General features: G+C 39.6%; 2 pseudogenes. One reads left to right on the forward strand and one right to left on the reverse strand.

Annotated features, from left to right (window positions below):
* A pseudogene (locus tag ABUA47_RS23240) lies at nt 1-1,066 on the forward strand (NTPase); the annotation flags it as partial.
* Between the two features lie 262 nt (nt 1,067-1,328).
* Here the strand turns inward: ABUA47_RS23240 and ABUA47_RS23245 are convergent.
* Nucleotides 1,329-1,742, reverse strand: a pseudogene (locus ABUA47_RS23245) (DNA methylase); the annotation flags it as partial.

The raw sequence follows: 1,742 nt of genomic DNA on the forward strand, positions 1-1,742 counted from the left end.
GGATAATATCTTTCTTAAAAATATTCTTGGGTCATTTATTGCTGTGTATGCAGAGTATAATAATAGTGAGAACAAAGAGTTAATTTGTAATTGGAGTAGAGATTGTCAGATTTCACTACTCCAAGATGATAATGAGGATAAGCAAAGGATACAGCATCTAAGGGAAAAATATCACTCTTTGAACAAGGGGTTAATTTATAATGTCTTAAATCCGGAGTATGTTACGGCTATTATACAATATATTATCACAGGTGCTCCACTTGTAGAATTTATTGTTACGGAAATAAAGGATAAGCAAGAAGAGTTGAAGCCTTGGGAAATGCTATCCGGCTTTTTCGACATGGAACAGCAAAAACTTGAAAGTATTTGCCAGGCTACTATAAAAGCCATATTGGATAAAGAGATAAAAGACGCTTATCAACTTGGTTATAGTATCGCGTATCTATCGTATTTTGATGCTATTGGCATTTTTTCTGATATAAAGCCTCATATCTCTTCAATAAAAGAGAGAATAGCAGAAATGATTAATAGTCAAACCAGTTTAGAGGAACTTTATCAGCTAAGGGGTCTTTTTATTAGTGGATGTAATTATGTAACCACAGATGTCAAGACTCCAATAACAGATGATATTGTGGGCTATTTCTTGCAGCAGATGAAATCAAAGATAAATGAGTTGCCGGATCAAATGCAAAAAGCACTGCGTAATTTGACTGAAGGAACAGTAGAGGAACTTATAATTATAGACAGATTGCCTTATCCAGATAAAAGTTGTACATACGAACTTCGTGCGATATTTGCATCTGAAGATGCCAATGCTCTTTTTGATGCTATCTGCAAACTAAGCAATAAAGGCAGAAATGCTTTTACGCAATTTCTTGCTTATCATTATAATTTTGGCTATGACCAACAAGATGTGGGAGACAGATATAAGGCAGATATTCCTTGTTTACTCAAACTGAAAGATTTGGTCGATAATGAAATCAGTATATCAAAAGGAGTGGATAAACTTGCCTTCATAAGGTTAAAAGATGTCTTGATTGAAGCTATTAGGAGGTGTGAAGGCTAAAGTGATACATTGATGCCAATGTAGAAGCTAAAAATGGCGTATTGTAAAAAACGGATACGCTATGAAAGGCCATTATTCCTATTGGGCTAAAATAGAGGATATAAGGACTATAAATGGAAACGGGTGGCGGCGGGGAATCGGGAGGCTATAAAGGGAGGAAGGATGCCATAAAAGAGTAGAGCCGTCGGCAGACCGGAGCGCAAAAATCCCTCTGCCCGGTCATCACGACCATGCAGAGGGAACGGTTGAAATTATGATTATGTCAAGCAGCTTCGGCAATAGCTTCGTGTTTGGCTGCCTGCGGTTGTCCGGTCTCTTTCAGGCTTTCATCAATCCTGTGTTGAAGTTCCTTACACTCCTGTTTGAGCCTTGACAGTTCATCGGCTTTACTCCACTGGCGACAAATGATGTCCTGCAATGTAGGAATTTCGCTTTCTATCCGCTCTACCGCCTTTTGTTGCTTCTCGATAAGAGAGGGCAATTTGCTTAATGCTCCATGCGGATATTGTGCCGACTCAACGAAACCAAGCGGCAGTGCACCACTCAGGCCGCATCGGTATTTCAATCCACTTATACCCTCTACAAAGAATGTATTGCGGTCAAACGTACCGTCTATGCTGTACTCGCTACGCACCAACAAGTTCAGCCCTGCATACGTGCCAACTGTGCCATACGC

This window comes from Bacteroides sp. RTP31139st1_H2_RTP31139_211217 (assembly GCF_040227615.1).
In the GTDB taxonomy this organism is placed as follows: Bacteria; Bacteroidota; Bacteroidia; order Bacteroidales; family Bacteroidaceae; genus Bacteroides; species Bacteroides uniformis.